Source organism: Sporosarcina gallistercoris (genome assembly GCF_050459885.1).
Taxonomy (GTDB): Bacteria; Bacillota; Bacilli; order Bacillales_A; family Planococcaceae; genus Sporosarcina; species Sporosarcina gallistercoris_A.
Genome location: NZ_JBCMNO010000006.1, coordinates 17598 through 35221 on the forward strand (window position 1 = coordinate 17598; position 17624 = coordinate 35221).

15 protein-coding genes and 1 pseudogene are annotated in these 17624 nt (G+C 46.4%); 11 read left to right on the forward strand and 5 right to left on the reverse strand.

Going from position 1 to position 17624, the window contains the following annotated elements; all coding sequences use genetic code 11:
* The first annotated feature begins 63 nt into the window (after positions 1-63).
* Positions 64-741, forward strand: coding sequence for a hypothetical protein (locus ABE021_RS04090; RefSeq protein ID WP_430286992.1), 678 nt, complete (start codon positions 64-66; stop codon positions 739-741).
* A 318-nt stretch (positions 742-1059) separates the two neighbouring features.
* On the forward strand, positions 1060-1536 hold the full coding sequence (locus ABE021_RS04095) for a GNAT family N-acetyltransferase (RefSeq protein WP_430286994.1): 477 nt from the start codon (positions 1060-1062) through the stop codon (positions 1534-1536).
* A gap of 93 nt (positions 1537-1629) precedes the next feature.
* On the opposite strand, the gene ABE021_RS04100 is transcribed toward ABE021_RS04095, so the two are convergent.
* From ABE021_RS04100 to ABE021_RS04115, 4 genes are all read right to left on the reverse strand, one after another.
* On the reverse strand, positions 1630-1977 hold the full coding sequence (locus tag ABE021_RS04100; RefSeq protein WP_430286996.1) for a rhodanese-like domain-containing protein: 348 nt from the start codon (positions 1975-1977) through the stop codon (positions 1630-1632).
* Entirely contained in the window at positions 1974-2768 is a 795-nt protein-coding gene (locus ABE021_RS04105; protein WP_430286997.1) for a hypothetical protein, read from the reverse strand. The genes ABE021_RS04100 and ABE021_RS04105 overlap by 4 nt, the downstream gene beginning before the upstream one ends.
* Before the next feature lie 97 nt (positions 2769-2865).
* A complete protein-coding gene (locus tag ABE021_RS04110) occupies positions 2866-4620 on the reverse strand; it encodes a sulfatase-like hydrolase/transferase (protein WP_430286998.1) in 1755 nt (584 codons plus the stop codon).
* 108 nt (positions 4621-4728) lie between these two features.
* Entirely contained in the window at positions 4729-5367 is a 639-nt protein-coding gene (locus tag ABE021_RS04115; protein WP_430287000.1) for a hypothetical protein, read from the reverse strand.
* Between the two features lie 936 nt (positions 5368-6303).
* Here ABE021_RS04115 and ABE021_RS04120 point away from each other — a divergent pair.
* The 4 genes and pseudogenes from ABE021_RS04120 to ABE021_RS04135 form a co-directional block, all read left to right on the forward strand.
* Positions 6304-6549 (forward strand): annotated as a pseudogene (locus ABE021_RS04120) (acetamidase/formamidase family protein); the annotation flags it as partial.
* Between the two features lie 249 nt (positions 6550-6798).
* Positions 6799-8886, forward strand: a complete 2088-nt coding sequence (locus ABE021_RS04125) for a BglG family transcription antiterminator (protein WP_430287001.1) — start codon at positions 6799-6801, stop codon at positions 8884-8886.
* 27 nt (positions 8887-8913) lie between these two features.
* Positions 8914-9180: a PTS sugar transporter subunit IIB gene (locus ABE021_RS04130; RefSeq protein WP_430287002.1), complete on the forward strand. Its 267-nt coding sequence runs from the start codon at positions 8914-8916 to the stop codon at positions 9178-9180.
* Between the two features lie 37 nt (positions 9181-9217).
* Entirely contained in the window at positions 9218-10579 is a 1362-nt protein-coding gene (locus ABE021_RS04135; RefSeq protein WP_430287003.1) for a PTS ascorbate transporter subunit IIC, read from the forward strand.
* An 88-nt stretch (positions 10580-10667) separates the two neighbouring features.
* Here ABE021_RS04135 and ABE021_RS04140 read toward each other — a convergent pair whose 3' ends face one another.
* Positions 10668-11585 carry an NADP-dependent oxidoreductase gene (locus ABE021_RS04140; protein WP_430287004.1) on the reverse strand — a complete coding sequence of 306 codons (918 nt, stop codon included), beginning with the start codon at positions 11583-11585 and terminating at the stop codon, positions 10668-10670.
* A gap of 124 nt (positions 11586-11709) precedes the next feature.
* Here ABE021_RS04140 and ABE021_RS04145 point away from each other — a divergent pair, with 124 nt between their 5' ends.
* From ABE021_RS04145 to ABE021_RS04165, 5 genes are all read left to right on the forward strand, one after another.
* A complete protein-coding gene (locus tag ABE021_RS04145; protein WP_430287005.1) occupies positions 11710-11895 on the forward strand; it encodes a DUF4177 domain-containing protein in 186 nt (61 codons plus the stop codon).
* Positions 11896-12177: 282 nt separating this feature from the next.
* Entirely contained in the window at positions 12178-12975 is a 798-nt protein-coding gene (locus ABE021_RS04150; protein ID WP_430287006.1) for a DUF3100 domain-containing protein, read from the forward strand.
* Complete coding sequence (locus ABE021_RS04155) at positions 12975-13427, forward strand: hypothetical protein (RefSeq protein ID WP_430287161.1); 453 nt, start codon at positions 12975-12977, stop codon at positions 13425-13427. Before ABE021_RS04150 ends, ABE021_RS04155 begins: the two co-directional genes overlap by 1 nt.
* Positions 13428-15594: 2167 nt before the next feature.
* Positions 15595-16575 carry an ABC transporter ATP-binding protein gene (locus ABE021_RS04160; protein ID WP_430287007.1) on the forward strand — a complete coding sequence of 327 codons (981 nt, stop codon included), beginning with the start codon at positions 15595-15597 and terminating at the stop codon, positions 16573-16575.
* The gene (locus tag ABE021_RS04165; protein ID WP_430287008.1) at positions 16572-17624 is read left to right on the forward strand and encodes an ABC transporter ATP-binding protein; all 1053 of its coding nucleotides are present in this window, start codon (positions 16572-16574) and stop codon (positions 17622-17624) included. The genes ABE021_RS04160 and ABE021_RS04165 overlap by 4 nt, the downstream gene beginning before the upstream one ends.

The window sequence follows — 17624 nt, forward strand, 5'->3', positions numbered from 1 at the left end:
AGTAGGTAAGAATGCTTATTTGGTACCCTTCTGATTAAAACGGAGAATGGGGAGGAGAAAAGGTTGGAAATTGCAGCAGTTGGAGCGGCAATTGTCTTGTTGTTAATGGTGTGCAGCAGAGTGTGGGATTCCGGAATGATGAAACGAAGCATGCTGGCTTTTGCGGCTATTGGTTTTTCAAGTCTTCTATTGGCAGGCTGTGGTGCCGATCAAGAGCAGGTAAAGCTGAATGAGGAATTGGAAACAAAAAATGCGGCTGTGCTGGTAGCGAATCAGTCTCTCAAAACAGAACTATCAGCCCTTCAGAAGGAACTGGACAAGCTGAAAAGTGACTTCGAGGGGAAGACAGCGGAACAGTCGAAGGTTCAAGAAACGGTAGAGTCTCTCCAAAAAGAGAACACAACTCTTACTGAGTCGATTACGGCGTTAGAGTCAAAGAACACGGAACTGATGGCTTCTGTTGGAGAAAAGGACAAAGCCATTCAGAAGATGAATCAGCAGGCTGCTGCTTCTAAGACTTCTTCTTCCGGCAGTTCTTCTCAGAGTTCCTCTGCAGGACAGGCGACCAGTCAGTCTGCGGCAACCGTGTCCAGTCAAGGTCAATGCGATATTAAAGGCAGCAATTCAGGAATCTACCATGTGCCGGGAAGTACCTATTACAGCCGCACCAAAAATGTGGCGCGCTGGTTCTGCAGCACGGAAGAAGCAGAAAAGGCTGGCTACCGGGCACCGAAACAGTAATTGTAACCCGATTGTATCGGCGTGCAATCAGCCCTTTGTCCGTAAACGGGTAAAGGGCTTGTATTGTTTTGGGTTCGGAACGAATGAAAGAACCCATGGAAAGACTCTCAACTGATATGCTTTCCTCGTCATAACTACCATAACTCGTTTCCCTGAACTTTCAGAGGATACCGTTTAATTATCCAGGCGCGAGTGAATCGCGTTGTGTTAAGATGCATAGAAGAACAGCATCCCTTATCCGTCAGCGGGCTAAGGGGTTTTAAGTTTGCATGCATTTTCAAACGTGCTCAGTCCAATGACGTGAAAGGGGGAATAGAGATGCACATTCGTGAAATGGAAGAAAAAGATAACGTTGCGATGGAACAGATCATCAAGCATTCATTGGAATCGGTAGGTCTGGATATCCCTGGAACGGCCTATTTTGATCCTCAGTTAGGTGCACTCGCGCAATTCTATCGTCAACAGCAGGGCGCATCATACTGGGTTGCCGTAGACAAAGATGACAAAGTGGCGGGTGGTGTAGGCATTGGACCTTATGACCAAAAGAACAGGATCTGTGAACTGCAGAAGCTCTATGTCGCGCCAGAATTTCAAGGGCAGGGCGTTTCGAAAAAATTGATGGCAACGGCACTTGGATTTGCACGCGATCACTACCACGCCTGTTATTTGGAAACGTCACAGAAACTGTCGGTTGCGAATCGGTTGTACAGCAAATTAGGGTTTGACCTGCTTGAAGAACCTTTGGCAGGATCCGAGCATGGAGCGATGGATGCTTGGTATTTGAAGAAGTTGTAAGGTGAACATGGGGAAAGCGCGGACTCTCAGATTGCTGAGGATCCGCGCTTTGCTTTTGTTTGAAATTAAAGGCTTTTGGAATCACTGGACGATTCATCGGTACAACATTGTGGTATTCATGCAAGCAAATACCTGGTAATGACTATTCGCGATGTTGGCGAAATCACTATTTGGCAGCGCCATCACTGCATTGTAGCTCTGTTCCGAAGAATGGCAGGGAACATAGTTAGGTACATCTGTCGGTATTTCATCCATCCGCTCACGCAATATACTAAGCGGGATGTGGATGGTGTTCAATAAATGCCCGTTTGCGAATTTGTTCTTCTCACGAACATCAATGATCACTGCGTCTTGTTCGACGAGACTGCGGACTTCGGAAACGTGTACTTGTTTGAAACAATCGTAGTGGTTATTGAGTGCAATGGATGCAGCGAGGTTCACAACGTCTTTCGCCGTACTGGAGAAAAGGTGAGTTCCAGCTCTTTTAAGTCTTCGAGTGTGTCTCTCATCGAAATGAGCGGAGCGATGACATCGCTCCGTTTATCGGCTGCGCCTTTTCCCCCGGCCGACCCGCTCGTTCTTCTGGTCAGTCCGCTCGTTTCTGCCGCGAACCCGCTCGTTTCCGCGTCGAACCCGCTCGTTTGCGCGAAGCACCCGCCCGTTTGCGCGAGGCACCCGCTCGTTCCCGCGAGGCACCCGCCCGTTTCCGGGAGGAACCCGCTCGTTCCCGCGAGGCACCCGCCCGTTTCCGGGAGGCACCCGCTCGTTTGCGCGAGGCACCCGCCCGTTTCTGCGAGGCACCCGCCCGTTTCCGGGAGGCACCCGCCCGTTTGTGAGAGGAACCCGCTCGTTTCCGCGTCGAACCCGCTCGTTTGCGGGAGGCACCCGCCCGTTTCCGTGAGGCACCCGCTCGTTTCCGCGGTCAACCCGCTCGTTCCCGGGAGGAACCCGCCCGTTCCTGCGAGGCACCCGCCCGTTTGCGCGAGGAACCCGCTCGTTTGCGAGAGGAACCCGCTCGTTTGCGCGAGGCACCCGCCCGTTTGCGCGAGGCACCCGCTCGTTTCCGCGGTCAACCCGCCCGTTTCTGCGAGGCACCCGCCCGTTCCCGCGACGAATCCGCCCGTTTCCGTGGGGCACCCGCCCGTTTGCGAGAGGAACTCGCCCGTTCCCGCGAGGCACCCGCCCGTTCCCGCGAAAAACCCGCCCGTTTCCAGAGCAATCCCCCATCCCAATAGCCTTCATCATCTAATCAATTATCTCCCAACAAACAAAATCCCCTCCCTGATTGCAAAGGAGGAGATTTTATTCGCATCTATTGAGTGAACCTGCTCAGCCCTTTTTAGGCTTTAAGCGCTTCTGATATCGCTGGCCTTCCAACATATTCGTGAGGGTACGCTGGATCGCTTCAGTTTCGGGGGAGCAGCAACCGGGATCCGCCAGGTTTTCCGTTTCAAGCGGGTCGTGGGTTAGATTATAAAGTTCGAATTGTTCGGGCACCGGGTCGGTTTTGACGATTTCGACAACACATCCGTCTTCCTCTGCAACTGTCGTATCGCTGACGCCGGGATCTGTCCAAAACTGAGGATTGTCGTAGTAGCGGGCAAACTTCCAGATTTCAGATTCACCGTCTGTCCCGGTTTTAAGGGAGACGATGATGGCTTCAATTGAACTGGGTTGGACGACGGACTTATAAGGCTTTCCTGTAATGAGATTTGTTTGATGAAGTCCTTTGAACACGTTGTCATCTGTCATGAAGTATAGGGGTTCATCCGCGCGGAAGAAGGTGTGACTTCCTTCCAGGAGAGGCGTCAAATCCCTGCCGACGAGAGGCTGGGCTTCCGTATGATCGAGAGCTAATGTCTTCTGGATTTCAGAGACGTCAATCCCGGCTAATCCAAGCAGTGTCGGTAAGATATCGACGTGACTCGTAAGGGCGGTTGTCTGTTTGGGATGGGGGAATAGCTGAGGGCTGTGGATGACGAATGGGACATGGATGGATTCTTCATACATCGAATACCATTTTTGATAGAGTCCGCCTTGTGCGCCGAGTTGCTCGCCGTGGTCGGAGGTAAAGACGACAATTGTGTTGTCTGAGAAGCTGGATTGGTGAAGCGCATGAAGCACTTTCATCATTTCATCATCGACTTTTTTCTGCAAGCTGTAATAGAGTTGACGATAAAAGTTGTTATTGATGATCGGCTGCAGCCCTTTTGGATAGGTGAGCCGATAGCTGTCTTGCACGGAAGGCTTCGTTGCCAGAGATTCGTGTGTGGTCGGAGCAGGCGGGATGTACGGAAGCGTCGGATCCACTTCGAAATTATAGGAAGGGACGAGTGCTGAAAAAATCCCGAATAGCGCAATATCGTGAGGATTTACGAAAGAGCATTGAATGAACCATGGGGGTGTTTCCTCCTCGTACTTCGCTGCGTGATCCAATACCTCCAGTAACTCCACCGTTTCTGCAGCATACACCTCGTCTCTTCCACTTGTCCCGAATCCTGCGGACGACCCGGAATTTCTCGGGTCGGTACCATGTGGATCCGGTCCAACCCAATCCGAGAATCCAAATGCACTTAAACGATCCGCTATCCGGTAGATTCTCTCGTTGTTCTGATCTGGAGCTCCTGTGATCGTATTGTAACTAGGCAATGCGTTTTTCGTACCGGGGACGACGATATCCTCCTCGGAAGCATGCCATTTACCTTTCCAGAATGTATCATATCCGGCAGCGCGGAAGTAATCGCCCATTGTAGGGACTGTGTTAGGATCCAGCCAAAATTGATCCGCATCGTAGGAACCTTTCGCTGCGCCGGGTGTTTGAGAGACTCCATGCAGGGAAGGATAATGGCCAGTATATAACGTCGTCCGGCTCGGCGCGCAAGCTGTGCTGCCGACGTAATGATTCAAAAACGTCATCCCGTTTTTCATCAGCAACTGTTGGGCATGTAACTGTTCACGGCGCCATTTCTGTAGTTCTGCATTCTCATATACAGGAGGGAACCGTTCCTGATCGACCATTAAGAATAATATGTTCGGCTGTTTGTTCCGGCAACCGCAATCGCAATTTACAGGATGATCTTTCATGAGTTTCACCTTCCTAATCTGTAAGTACTCTCTAGTGTATGACGGACGAGTTCGAACGGGCGTGTGATTCGCATAGTGCGCAGAAGGTGAATGGAAGCGATGTGCCTGTTAGAAACGCAGCAATCCTAAGATTTCTCCAATCGCTGTATCGGCAACGAATGCAGCCAGAAGAATGGAAGCGACCGTTGTAACGGCGAGGTAAAAGAGGATGCCATAAAAGCTGTCAGTAGCTGCAGGTGCATGGTGGAGCAGTTTTGTAATTGTGAATAACGGAGTGAGGATAAATGCAAGAAAGATGGCGATAGCAAGAATAATGGCAGATAGTGTGAAGGAATGAACGAATGTGAGGAATAGGCTTATCGCAGAAAGAGAGAGGGGGATCGCATAGAATCCTCCTAGTTTCCGCGCGATTTCCAATACGGATTCTGTTAGAGAAAACAGTTTGACTGTGCTGACGACTGCGATGAGATTGACTGCGACTACTAGAAGCAAGAAGATGCTCAAGTAGAGAACGACTTGGAAAAAAGACGGACTCAGAGTGATCAGGCTGGTAGGGAATGCGGCGTAGAAGGTGGCGGCCGTGAGCAGGATGAATACAATGATACTCAGAAAGCTGTTTTGGGGTGAAACATTCGTCGAATGGAAGTGGGCGGAAGGCGTTTGAAGCTGTTGAAATAGGAATTGAACGAAACTCTTCGCATCGGTCTTTAACTTCTCGAATGGTTCATTAGCTGTAGCGCTCGGCACTTCCGTGGGGGGCGTTCTCTTACGAACGGCGGAAAATGAGTTGCCGCATTCCCCGCAGTAGTTTCCGTCAAGCTGCATATGGCTGCAAACTGGACAAGTTTTAATGGGTGTCACTCCTTTTTTGTGATAGATGGTGCTCGCTAAAGTCATGGTATGTAGGGGGGAGGGGGAATAGAAAGGAATTGGCCGGAAAGTGTGGGGGTGAATTGGAGCATGTATAGGGGGGAGTGCATGGCGGCTGTGTTCTTTGACACATGGTGTTGTTTCTCCATCACTTCCGGGGGATTCTCCGACAGATGGAGTAGTTTCTCGATCACATCAGCGGATTTCTCCGACACGTAGCGGAGTTTCTCGATAACGGGACACAATTCAAGTGCACTAAGGGATTAATTGGTAGCGCTTCGCTTGTTTTGGCCGGGCTAGTTCGCTGACTAGGGGCTAAATGTTTTCTCCGACACTTGTCGATGGTTGTCCGACATCCGCAGCGTTTTCTTCGACACTCCACTCGCTTTCTCCATCACTCCTAAAGATTTCTCCGACACGTAGCGGAGTTTCTCGATAACGGGACACAATTCAAGAGCTTTAAGAGATTAATTGGTAGCGCTTCGCTTGTTTTAGGTCGGGCTAGTTCGCTGCCTATGGGCTAAATGTTTTCTCCGACACTTGTTGATAGTTGTCCGACACCAGCAGTATTTTCTCCGTCACTCCGAAAGATTTCCCCGACACATAGCGGAGTTTCTCGATAACGGGACACAATTCAACTGCTCTAAGGGATTCATCGGCCGCGCTTCGCTTGTTTTAGGAGCGGGCTAGTTCGCTGCCTAGGGGCTAAGTGTTTTCTCCGACACTCCACTCGCCTTCTCCATCACTCCGAAAGATTTCCCCGACACGTAGCGGAGTTTCTCGATAACGGGACACAACTCAACTGCTCTAAGGGAAGAATCATTTCCTATTTCGGTAGTGGGTACCGGCCCGACGTTGAATGCAGCGACTGAAAATGGATTGGAACGTGCCGCTGCCTTATTTGATGTTCCAGTTCCAGAGATTATGAATCGAGCGACGATTACAGGATCGATTGAAATCGGTCGACATCCCGGAGTTGTGACGTTTACGTTTCTTGTACCTTTAGCGTATTTAAAGAAGATTTCTTTGGAACAGATTGTTGCTGAACATTATAAGTGAATGTTCATTCGGTTAGTAAGATTGACCTCTCAGTAGAATTTCAATGAGAGGTTTTTTGTCTTAAGACAGTTCTTCGAGTTAGTCAGATTTAAGTATCCATGTGTAGATGAATTGTTATTTTCACTGTTCAATAATGCAAATTTTAATAAAACGATAATTTCACTTTGAAACCCCTTACAGTCTTGCTCGATACAGTATAGAATGGGTTTACGTTAGTAAATGCATATGTGAGGAGAGGGTTGTGGAAACATGTTGGATAAGCGACGTGTACAATTAGTGTCACTTTTGGCGGATGAAACAAAGCCGATAAAAAGTGAAGTATTGTCATCCTATATGGGAATCTCTAAGCGATCTGTTTACTATGATGTCTTAAATATTAATGACTGGCTAAAATCCATGGAGTTCCCGTTGATCGAAACCGTTTATGGAGAAGGACTCCTACTCCCGGAGACAACAAAGAAGGCGTTACAAGAAAGAGGCTTTTTGAGTCATAAACAATGGGAATATCATTTTTCCAGTGAAGAGCGGATTACAGTCCTATTGGTTACATTGTTGACCGATGTAGGGGCGGTCACTATGAAGAGATTGATGGACGCGGTACAAATGAGTCGCGGAACTGTATTTAAAGATTTACAAGAGCTTAAAGAGATTCTGGCAGATGAACAATTGATATGTACGTTTGAAAAGACGTCTGGATACAGCATTCAGGGGGCTGAAGAGAGTAAGCGGATGGTTCTCGTCCTCTTCTTTTACCGTATCAAGTATCAGTACAAATGGACGGAAAAGCTTCCTTTCGTACATCAGCTATCAGATACATTCCTCATGCTATTTCAACCAAAGAAACAAGAATTTTTTAAAGCATTCATCTATAAAACTGAAAAAGAATTAGGATTATTGATGACGGAGGAAAGTTCTCATCTTCTAATGATTCAACTTGTGGTCATGATTGATCGGGTGCGAAATAATCACTTCATCTCCATTGAACCCGAGGAAACTTCCATTTTACAAGAAACGGCGTACTATGAAGCTGCCAAAAAGATTACACAAAGACTGGAAATTGAATTCAATATAAATTTCCCTGGAGATGAAACCAGTTTTTTAGCACGGCAGTTACAAAGTTACAAAGTCGCTCATTTTAAATCAATGCACTACTCCACTCAAGAGTTAGATGATCTAAAACTGGTTGTCCATCGAATGGTGATGGAATTCCAATTAAAAGCGTGTGTTCTGTTTGATATGAGAGAAGAGCTTGAACGTAATTTGTTGGCGCACATAAAACCTACTTATTACAGATTGAAATATAATGTGCCGTATTCAAATTTCATAGTGAAAGAAGTAACGGAAAACTATCCGGATATATTTAATTTTACAAAGCAGGTAATCGGTCATCTTGAATTTTACGTCAGGAAAAAGATACCTGATGAAGAAGTTGCTTATATCGCGCTGCATTTTGGGGGGTGGTTATCACGAGAAAAGAAAGAAATCAGCATTAAGTACCGGGCACTTGTCGTCTGTGCAAATGGTATTGGGACATCTACGATGATTCGTAAACAAGTGGAAGATTTAATTGAAGGTCTGCATGTAATTGAAATTCAGTCGCTCCATGACTTTAACGAAGAGTGCGATGTGGATGTCATTATTACAACCAGTTCCCAACTGGAACACCCGACAATTCCGATTTTTTGTGTCCCGCCAATATTAACTAATGAGAACAAAGCGAGTTTGCTATTGAAGTTCAACCATCTGTTCACGGAAGGAAATAGACTACCGCGAGATACTGATATTCTTCTTGAAACGATTAAGAGATATGCAACTGTACATGATGAGATTGGACTTGTGCAATCGATTTCGAAAATATTGGAACAACCTAATTACAAGTTAGAGGAGGATGGAAAACCGATGCTTTGTGATTTACTGACGGATGAAACCATACAATTTACGGACAGCGTTTCAAATTGGAAGGAAGCCATTCGTCTTGCTAGTGAGCCGTTACTAAAAAATAATTCAATTGAATTAAGATATGTAGATTCTATGATTCAAAATGTTGAAGAATTGGGACCTTATATAGTATTGACAAAAGGTATGGCTTTACCCCATTCGCGTCCTGAAAACGGAGTGTTAAAGGTAGGAATGAGCTTCTTGCGTATAAGGGAGGCTGTTGCATTTTCTGATTTAGAAAAGCATACAGCGAATTTAATTATTGTACTTGCAGCAGCAGACAATGAAACGCACTTAGCGGCATTATCACAGCTGTCAGATTTGTTATCTGAAGAAGAGAATCTACAAGCATTGATTGCAGCGGATTCAGTGGATGACGTGTTGAAAATCATTTCATGAAATGAATAGAAAATGGAGGAGATTTTAATGAAAAAAGTATTAGTTGTATGTGGGAATGGTTTGGGTAGCAGTATGATTGTGGAAATGAATGCAAATGCAATTTTAAAAGAGTTAGGCCTAGAAGCAAGTGTATCTCATACTGATTTAACAACAGCGAAAACAGAGCCTGCTGATCTGTATATTGGTTCTGAAGATATCGTTGGTAGTTTGGAAGACGGAAAAAAGAACATTGTTATGTTGAAAAACATCATGGATAAAAAAGAGTTGAGAGCTGCATTGGAAAATAACTTGTGAAAATCAGTAAACAATCTTAAATGGAAGGAGTGTTGAAATGGTTGACTTAATCATGAATGATATATTGGGTACCCCTGCAATACTGGTAGGACTGTTTGCCCTTGTGGGGTTACTTGTCCAAAAGAAGAATTCAGGGGATGTTGTATCTGGAACACTTAAAACGGTAATGGGATTTGTTATCCTCGGGGCTGGAGCGAATGTATTAGTCCAATCACTCGATAAATTTTCCAGTATGTTTGATCATGCTTTTGCAATGGAAGGAGTTATTCCGAACAATGAAGCAATCGTTGCACTAGCACAGGAAAGTTTCGGGACTGAAACTGCGATGATTATGCTATTCGGGATGATTGTAAACATTGGTTTTGCTCGATTTACGCCTTATAAGTATATTTTTTTAACAGGGCACCATACGATGTTCATGGCTTGTATGATTGCAGTGATCTTGAGAACAGGAGGTATGTCAGGCTTCCACCTCGTTCTTCTAGGTTCCATTATTCTAGGAGCTGTCATGGTCCTCTTTCCTGCAATGTTGCAACCATACACTCGTAAAATTACAGGGTCAGATGACTTTGCAATTGGCCACTTCGGTTCTTTTGGATATCTCGTATCTGCTAATGTGGGCAAACTTGTTGGAAAAAACTCGAAGTCGACTGAAGAGCTAAAGGTTCCGAAATCATTAGGATTCTTAAGAGATACGTCTGTTGCAGTCTCTTTAACTATGGTTCTATTGTTTTTTGTAGTATCTGCATTCGCCGGTCCAGCATTTGTTGAAGCTGAATTGAGCGACGGACAGAACTTTTTAGTCTTTGCCTTCATGCAAGGGCTGACATTTGCGGCAGGTGTGTACATCATTCTTGCTGGTGTTAGAATGCTTCTGGGCGAAATTGTCCCTGCGTTCAAAGGGATCGCGGATAAGCTGGTTCCGAATGCTAAACCAGCGCTCGATTGTCCAGCAATCTTTCCTTTTGCAAGTAACGCGGTCATTATCGGATTCTTCTTTAGCTTTATTGCCGGGTTGCTCAGTATGTTTTTACTGCCACTTTTCGGACTAAAGGTGATCGTGCCAGGTCTTGTTCCTCACTTCTTCACAGGTGCAGCCGCCGGAGTATTCGGTAATTCCACAGGCGGAAGAAAAGGTGCTATCTTTGGTTCTATGGCTAATGGGTTCCTTATCAGCTTCTTGCCGGCGTTGTTATTACCGATTCTTGGTACCCTTGGTTTCCAAGGGACAACATTTGGTGATGCAGACTTTGGTGTAGTTGGAATTGTGTTAGGTAATATTATCAACCTTGTTCAATCTAATCTGCTCATCACGGTTATTGTACTAGTCATTCTCTCGCTATTTTTCGCACTTGGATGGAAGTCCATGAAGAAGCTAGAGAATAGTGAAGCTGCTTAACAGGCAAAATTACAAAGGTCTACCGTTAGTTAAACGGTAGACCTTTGTGTTTTTGATTTTTGTCCTGGGAAGGGTTCACGGGGAGAGCTCAATCCAAAGTCAGAACCAATTTTCCGCGTGCATGGCGGGTTTGTGTTTTCTGCAGGGCTTCGAGTCCTTGTTCAAATGGATACGTTTGTTCAATGACAAGCTGGTATGTACCTGCAGCGATTTCTTGGATGAGCTGTTGGACTTCATTCCGTACATCTGCTTTGTGAGGCACGAATGCAGCAGTAATGCCGCGTTCGGGTACAATCCGATCGCCAGAAATCGTGATGACAGTGCCTGCGTCTTTGACGACGTGCATACTTTCAGTACCCGTTCCAGGTTGAATCGCAATGGCTGCATCGACGCCGTTTGGCATCCACTCACGGACTTCGCGCATCCAATTGGGATCGCGATAATCGACGGCTTTGTCGGCTCCGAGTGATTCCATGTATTCGTGGTTTTTAGGGGAAGCCGAACCCGCCACTTTCCAGCCGCGGGCCTTGGCAAACTGGATGGCGAACGTCCCGATAGCCCCTGAAGCACCTGCGATGAATACCGAATCGCCTTCTTTCAAATGGAGTGCGGTAAATGCGCGCAAAACCGTGTTACCTGCAACGGGTATTGCAGCGGCCTCCGCAAAATCCATAGTATCCGGGATGGGTAAGATGAGGGAGTCTTGTTGGACAGCCGCAAACTCTGCCCACGTCCCGCCTTTAGGCTGCATCATACTGACGAAAGCGATGCGATCACCTTTTTTATAGCGCGTTACTCGACTACCGGTTTCTTCAACGATACCAGCTGCCTCCACCCCGATTGGATAAGGATATTCGATTTCATTCGGAAGAAAATAAGAGTCGTGAATTCCGACACCTATCGCTTTTACGCGAACGAGCAATTCATCGTCCTTGATAAGGGGAACGTTCACTTCTTCTAGGGCAATATCATCCGGTGCGGCACTCCGTTTCACAAATGCTCTCATAATCAGATGCAACTCCTTATTGAGATTTCAGTGAATTCAGTATATCATACCGTTATTGCCAGAGTAACAATCAGGGATTATCCAAGACTGTCAAAAGTCAGTGTTCTCCAAAGGAGGAGTTGCTATGTATACCTATAAAGTCGTTACCATCAAAAGCAGTTGGAAGGGTACGCCTAAAGAGGACGAGGAACAGATTATGAATGAGGCCGCAGCACAAGGCTGGCGGTTGCATTCAATCATTCCGTTTTCTACCACTACAGGGGGGACAACAGATTTAAAACTTGTATTTGAAAAGGATTCGGAAATGTAATGGATAGAGAACTTTTTAGAGCTTATCTGTGTTTCAGCAGATAAGCTTTTACTTATTTTTGAATAACATTTTTTGTTAACGCTTTACTAGGGTGAAATAACTCTTCCTTTTGACTGAATTATCTTGTATACTGCATATCATAGATTTTTGGATGTTCACTTCGGATGTTTGAACCGGTGAATGGATGACGAAATGGAATTCAGTATAATCAGAAACTATGGTTGGATAGTGAATCATGTGCTGAGATTCAACTTCCGATTGTTGAAGGGGGAAGAACGACTGATGCAAGAGGGAAATACGGCAATGGGATTATGGAAGGATTGGCGCTTACACGCGATTGTTTTAGCGATAGTGATTGTTACGGAAATGATCGGAACGTTCAGCATTAAAGTAGGACCAGGGGTCATTCTGTTACTGCCGATGTTGTACGCGCTCGTCATAGGAATCATTTTGTATTTTACACCGGCTGTGAAAGAAAAGCAGTCAGTTAATGCGGAGCCTATTATTGTGCTGGGGGTTTCGCTGTTGCTTGCAAAAATCGGGGTAATTATTGGCCCATCGCTACCAGAGGTGATTGCTGCAGGACCTGCACTGTTACTTCAAGAACTTGGACATCTTGTGACAATAGTGCTGGCACTGCCCATCGCGATTTGGCTCGGGATGAAACGCGAAGCAATCGGGATGACGCACTCGATTGGACGTGAGCCGAACGTGGGCTTGATTATGGATAAATACGGGATGGGTTCGCCGGAAGGTCGCGGAGTCATGGCGATGTACATTTTTGGTACAGTATTCGGCGCAGTATTTTTAGGCTTATTGTCAGGACTACTTGCAACGCTGACGCCTCTCAACCCACTGTCGTTTGCTTTGGCTTCAGGAGTGGGAAGCGGCAGTATGATGGCTGCAGCGAGTGGATCGCTGATTGCAGCTTTTCCGGAGCTTGAGACGCAAATCGTCGCACTTTCAGGAGCAAGTAACTTACTCTCCTTATCAACCGGTCTATGGGTCAGTATCTTCATCGCACTGCCGCTCACTGAAAAATTATATGGGTGGATGACTCGGAAGAAGGAGGGGTATTGATGCTGAAAAATATTCAAGAATGGGTATTGTTATTGACCATTGTAGGCGTGAGTGGTCTTGTAGGGAACTGGATCGGATACGATATTTTCCCCCTTTCTGCGCTTCCCGGTATGGCCGTTCTGATCGGAATCTGCTTGGCGGGGTTCGTTTTAAAAGAAATCATCCCTTGGAATTTCCCGAGCATCGCCTACATTTCCATCATTGGAGTGATCGTCTCGATGCCGTGGTTTCCAGGTTCCGATAAAGTCGTGGAATGGACGACGCAAGTTCAGTTACTTGCACTCACGACGCCGATTTTAGCCTACGCCGGGATTGCCATCGGCCGCTCCTGGTCCGACTTTGTAAAGCTCGGCTGGCGGACGCTGATCGTCGCAAGCCTGGTGATGATCGGCACGTTCCTCGGATCGGCGGTCATTGCCGAGATAATCTTGCGCTTCCAAGGAATTATTTAATAGAAGCAGAGAGACCCCGCCGCAAAGCAGCGGCTGGGTCTTTTTTGCGTGTGTTGGGGGTTGTCGGACACTTGAGGCGGGTTGAGCATCACTCAGCTGGAGTTGGCGATCACTGAAGGAGATTTCTCGGACACTCCACGAGATTTGTCCGACACCTAGCAAAGTTTCTCGATAACGGGACACAATTCCCCCCGTTAAGAAGGGTTTTATTCCACTGAATATCTTTTTTGGCGTTGTCGGACACTTGGGAGAGATTAAGCATCACCCAGCTGCATTTTTCGATCACTGAAGGAGATTTCTCGGAGAGTCCGCGAGGTTTGTCCGACACCTAGCAGAGTTTCTCGATAACGGGCCACAATTCACTCCGTTAAGAAGGGTTTTATTCCACAGAATATCTGTTTTGGCGTTGTCGGACACTTGTGGGGGATTAACCATCACCCAGCTGCACTTCTCGATCACTGAAGGAGATTTCTCGGACAGTCCGCGAGGTTTGTCCGACACCTAGCAAAGTTTCTCGATAACGGGACACGATTCCCCCTGTTCTGAAAGGACTTAATTGGTAGCGCTTCGCTTGTTTTGGGAGGGCTATTTCATTGGCATGGAAGAATCGGCAAGATGGGAGCGGGAATCAAACGAATGGTGGAAAGAAACTACATGGGGACATAATTCACCTAGGTCTTATTCCGCTGGATTTTTTTTGCGTGTGTGAGCGTTGTTAGACACTTGGGAAAGATTAAGCATCACCCAGCTGCATTTCTAGATCACTGAAGGAGATTTCTCGGACACTCCGCGTTATTTGTCCGACACCTAGCAGAGTTTCTCGATAACGGGACACAGTTCACCCCGTTAAGAAAGGTTTTATTCCACTAAATATCTTTTTTAGTGTGCAAGGGGGTTGTCGGACACTTGGGAGAGATTAAGCATCACCCAGCTGCACTTCACGATCACTGAAGGAGATTTCTCGGACAGTCCACACTATTTGTCCGACACCTAGCAGAGTTTCTCGATAACGGGCCACAATTCCCCTGTCCAGAAGGGTTTTATTCCACAGAATATCTTTTTTAGTGTGCAAGAGCGTTGTCGGACACTTGGGAGAGATTAAGCATCACCCAGCTGCACTTCACGATCACTGAAGGAGATTTCTCGGACACTCCTCGTTATTTGTCCGACACCTAACAAAGTTTCTCGATAACGGGCCACAATTCCCCCTGTCCAGAAGGGTTTTATTCCACAGAATATCTTTTTTGGAGTTGTCGGACACTTGGGAAAGATTAAGCATCACCCAGCTGCACTTCTCGATCACTGAAGGAGATTTCTCGGACAGTCCACGCTATTTGTCCGACACCTAGCAAAGTTTCACGATAACAAAACACAATTCACCCCCCCTTCAGAAAGACTTAATTGGTAGCGCTTCGCTTGTTTTGGGAGGGCTATTTCATTGGCATGGAAGTATCGGCAAGATGGGAGCGGGAATCAAACGAATGGTGGAAAGAAACTACATGGTGACATAATTCACCTAGGTCTTATTCCGCTGGATTTTTTTTGCGTGTGTGAGCGTTGTCGGACACTTGGGAAAGATTAAGCATCACACAGCTGCACTTCTCGATCACTGAAGGAGATTTCTCGGACACCCCACGCTATTTGTCCGACACCTAGCAAAGTTTCACGATAACGGGACACAATTCCCCCTGTCCAGAAGGGTTTTATTCCACAGAATATCTTTTTTGGCGTTGTCGGATACTTGGGAAAGATTAAGCATCACCCAGCTGCACTTCTTGATCACTGAAGGAGATTTCTCCGACACTCCACGCTATTTCTCCGACACCTAGCAAAGTTTCACGATAACAAAACACAATTCACCCCCCTTCAGAAAGACTTAATTGGTAGCGCTTCGCTTGTTTTGGGAGGGCTATTTCATTGCCAAGGAAAAATCAGCAAGACGGGGAGAGGAAACGGTCAAATCCAGCAAAAAGTTGACAGATCGGAAGAGTTGGATGGCACCTGAGGAGAATACATTGAAAAGTAATGAAAGAAAGGGATGAAAGCGTTCCCATAGTTCAGAAAACTCATTGTTATCTCATTTTTAGTGTGTTACTATAAATCTCATCGGTAATCATGATTATAAAGTGATTGTGATTATAAATTGCAGATTGAATGAGGTGAAGACATGGAAACTCCGATTCTAGATGTTAAGCGTCTGAAGACTTACTTTTACTTGGATGATGAACAGGTTGCTAAGGCAGTAGATGATGTATCGTTTGCGATTCGACCGGGTGAGTCTGTTTCAATAGTCGGCGAATCCGGAAGTGGAAAGAGTATGACTGCGAACTCCATCATGGGGCTTATAGGCAAACCGGGAAAGATTATCGGCGGATCGATTGAATTGAATGGTCGGGACGTATCCGGTCTATCGGAAAAGCAGATGACCACCATCCGAGGTAAGGAGATGGCGATGATCTTTCAGGAGCCGATGACCGCCTTGAATCCGGTATTTACAGTTGGAAACCAAATTATAGAGATGCTGAGAAAGCACAAGAAACTGAATAAGAAACTAGCGAGGGAACAGGCGATCCATCTACTTGAAGTAGTGGGGATTTCACGTCCTGACCAAATTATTGATGAATTCCCCCATAGACTTTCAGGCGGGATGCGTCAGCGTGTCATGATTGCCATTGCGATTTCCTGTCAGCCGAAACTGCTGATTGCAGACGAACCTACCACCGCACTCGATGTCACGATTCAAGCACAAATCCTCGCGTTGCTTGAAGATATGCGAAAGAAAATGGATATGTCGATTCTGATGATCACCCATGATTTAGGTGTAGTTTCTGATTATGCAGATCGTGTCATTGTCATGTATGGCGGTCAAGTCGTTGAACAAAGTGGAACCAAAGAACTGCTGCGTAACACGAAACACCCGTATACCCAAGGGCTGCTTGACAGCATGCCTGATTTAACAACAAATGTGGATAGGTTGAAAACGATTCCTGGGACTGTCCCGGCTGCCACGGAGTTTCCTGAAGGGTGCCGGTTTGCTTCCAGATGTCCTTCCGTGATGGGGAAGTGTATCTCAACGAATCCTGAATTGGTCGAAGTGAGTGCGGGGCATCACGTTCGCTGCCACTTGTATGGGGAGGGCACAATATGAAAGTTTTGGAAGAAGTGAAGCCGAAAGTGGCGACGAAAAACCTACTGGAAATCCGGAATCTGAAAAAGTACTTTCCCATCAAAGGCGGTGTGATCCAACGCACAACGGGACATGTAAAAGCCGTCGATGATATTTCATTCGACATACAAGAAGGGGAAACGCTTGGAATCGTGGGTGAATCAGGTTCTGGAAAATCGACGCTCGGACGTGTCATCTTGCGTTTACTTAGTGCAACGGATGGCACGATCACGTTTGACGGCAATAACCTTACTCATTTGAAAGAACGGGAGTTACGAAACTATCGGAAAGATATGCAGATTATCTTTCAGGATCCATTCTCGTCTTTAAATTCCAAGATGAACGTCTACGAACTGATTGAAGAGGCATTGGTCATTCAAACCAAATTGGCAAAACCGGAGCGGAAAAAGAAAGTGGAAGCCATTGTGGAGAAAGTCGGTCTGCGAATTGAAGACCTTCAGAAATATCCTCATGAATTTTCAGGAGGGCAGCGACAGCGGATCAGCATAGCGCGAGCACTGGTCAACAATCCGAAATTTGTCGTATGCGATGAGCCGGTCTCTGCACTGGATGTCTCGATCCAAGCGCAAGTGCTCAATTTGATGATGGATTTGCAGGATGAGCTCGGATTGACGTATTTGTTCATCGCGCACGATTTAAGTGTAGTGAAGCATATTAGTGATCGGATCATCGTGATGTATTTAGGGAGAGTTGCAGAAATCGCTCCTAAGAATAATCTTTACGACAACCCTAAACATCCTTACACACAAGCACTTCTTGACTCTGTCTCCGTTGTGGACCGCGGAGAGAATCGTGTTCCGGAGCGGGAGAAAATTGTACTGAAGGGAACAATGCCAAGCCCGGCTAACCCGCCTTCGGGATGTGCTTTCCGCACGAGATGTCCGTTTGCATTTGACCGCTGCAGCCAAGAGCGTCCCGAGTTGACGGAAGTTGAACCAGGACACTTTGCAGCCTGTCACTTACACACAGGCGTAAAAGATCCAGTATCCAAACTAGTCCAATACAGTTGA

Coding starts and splice junctions, on each gene's coding strand:
- ABE021_RS04095 (WP_430286994.1), top strand. CDS start 1,060: ATGCACATTCGTGAAATGGAAGAAAAAGATAACGTTGCGATGGAACAG.
- ABE021_RS04110 (WP_430286998.1), bottom strand. CDS start 4,620: ATGAAAGATCATCCTGTAAATTGCGATTGCGGTTGCCGGAACAAACAG.
- ABE021_RS04125 (WP_430287001.1), top strand. CDS start 6,799: ATGTTGGATAAGCGACGTGTACAATTAGTGTCACTTTTGGCGGATGAA.
- ABE021_RS04130 (WP_430287002.1), top strand. CDS start 8,914: ATGAAAAAAGTATTAGTTGTATGTGGGAATGGTTTGGGTAGCAGTATG.
- ABE021_RS04135 (WP_430287003.1), top strand. CDS start 9,218: ATGGTTGACTTAATCATGAATGATATATTGGGTACCCCTGCAATACTG.
- ABE021_RS04140 (WP_430287004.1), bottom strand. CDS start 11,585: ATGAGAGCATTTGTGAAACGGAGTGCCGCACCGGATGATATTGCCCTA.
- ABE021_RS04145 (WP_430287005.1), top strand. CDS start 11,710: ATGTATACCTATAAAGTCGTTACCATCAAAAGCAGTTGGAAGGGTACG.
- ABE021_RS04150 (WP_430287006.1), top strand. CDS start 12,178: ATGCAAGAGGGAAATACGGCAATGGGATTATGGAAGGATTGGCGCTTA.
- ABE021_RS04155 (WP_430287161.1), top strand. CDS start 12,975: ATGCTGAAAAATATTCAAGAATGGGTATTGTTATTGACCATTGTAGGC.
- ABE021_RS04160 (WP_430287007.1), top strand. CDS start 15,595: ATGGAAACTCCGATTCTAGATGTTAAGCGTCTGAAGACTTACTTTTAC.
- ABE021_RS04165 (WP_430287008.1), top strand. CDS start 16,572: ATGAAAGTTTTGGAAGAAGTGAAGCCGAAAGTGGCGACGAAAAACCTA.